Raw genomic sequence first — 1,339 nt, 5'->3', positions numbered from 1 at the left:
CCGCTGCGCCCGATCCGGCGGGTCGCCCAGCGAGCCATGGTGCCGCCACCGGGCCGAGGCCCAGGGCGGACGACCTGGCGGGCCCCGGCGGCGAGCTTGCGGCGCTCTGCGCCGGTTCCGGCCGTCCCCCGATCGCCCCCGAGCGGCTGGTCCATGCGAGCCTGCTGCAGATCCTGTTCCCGGTCCGCTCCGGACGGCAGCCGGTGGCGCAGCTGGACGGCGACCTGCCGTTCCGCTGGTCCGCCGGCCTGGGCATCGGCAGCACCGTCCGGGCGGAGGGCGCCCGGACAACTGTCCGGCGGACGGATTCCGGCCCTGGACGGGCGCAGCCCCGGGACGGAGGCCGGCCGTCTTCAGCAGGCGCCGCGACCGCCTGCCCGCCACGGACATGCCGCGCACGGCGATGGCCGCCATCCCGGCGCATCGCGAGGCCGCCCCGCTGCTGCCGGACGGCCATTTCCCGGCCGGCGGCACGCTGGCGGAGGCCCGGGCGCCGATGAAGAGCATGCGGCCGAAGGAGGGCGGCGATCCTCCGGCACGCGGCGCCGCCCCGCCGGACCGGTCCGGAGCCACGCCCGCCCCCCGCCCCGCCAGCCGCAGCCGACATGCTGGCGTGGATTTCAGGGGCGGGAAGCGTCCCAACGCGACGCATGCCCCGGCCCCCGGGTCCGGAGGCGCGGCTCTGCCGGAAGCCGCCCGGCACCGGCGCGACGCCGGGATTCCTCGGACACGCGCTGATGGACATGAGGCGTGTTCCGCCGCAGGTCCGGGGAACGCGCCGGTGGCGCAGCGGGCTTGCCGTCCAGGGCGACCTGGGCCGGGGCGGCGGCCGTGCCGAACGCAGGGCGGCGCTCGGCATGATGCACCGCCGCTCGCCCGGCCCGGCGGCGGACGCTCGGCATGGGGGTGCCGGCGGAGGCGGCGCCGCGATGGGCAGCTCCGGGCGCCGCCGGGTCCGTGGCCGGTCGCAGGCCGGCCTGCATCGCCCTCCATGCCGCGCAGAAAGAGCGGTTCCCGGCCACCGGCGGACGGACCGCGCGGCACAAGGGCCGCGCGCTGTCGCGGAGGCATCGGCAGCGCTTCGAGGAGCCTTTCTGCCGGTCCGAGACGGCGGCCGCCGCGGCGCAGGCCGTCCGTCGCGGCGCCGAGCGGGTGCGCTCCCGCTTCGTCCTCACCCTGGCGGCGGCAAGCCCCGCCCGCCTGCCGCGGCTGCCGGCCATCTCGAGGCGGCGGCCGCCGCGCCACTCGTTCCGGGGGCAAGAAAGGCCGGAAGATCGCGCCACCCCGCCCAGAACGCCGGAAACCGTCCGCGCGCAAGACTTTTCGGAGGCCTGCCAGG

At 78.4% G+C, this 1,339-nt stretch carries 1 protein-coding gene and 1 pseudogene; both read left to right on the top strand.

Features of this window, described 5'->3' with window-relative positions; translation table 11 throughout:
* Window positions 1-74 precede the first annotated feature (74 nt).
* Complete coding sequence (locus tag HCC78_RS35165) at window positions 75-500, top strand: transposase (protein WP_371743975.1); 426 nt, start codon at window positions 75-77, stop codon at window positions 498-500.
* Between the two features lie 400 nt (window positions 501-900).
* A pseudogene (locus tag HCC78_RS33445) lies at window positions 901-1,339 on the top strand (hypothetical protein); the annotation flags it as partial.

This window comes from Mangrovicoccus sp. HB161399 (assembly GCF_013184745.1).
GTDB lineage: Bacteria > Pseudomonadota > Alphaproteobacteria > Rhodobacterales > Rhodobacteraceae > Mangrovicoccus.
The sequence above is the reverse complement of the archived record's forward strand: the minus strand, read 5'-3'. Positions and strand labels throughout refer to the sequence as shown.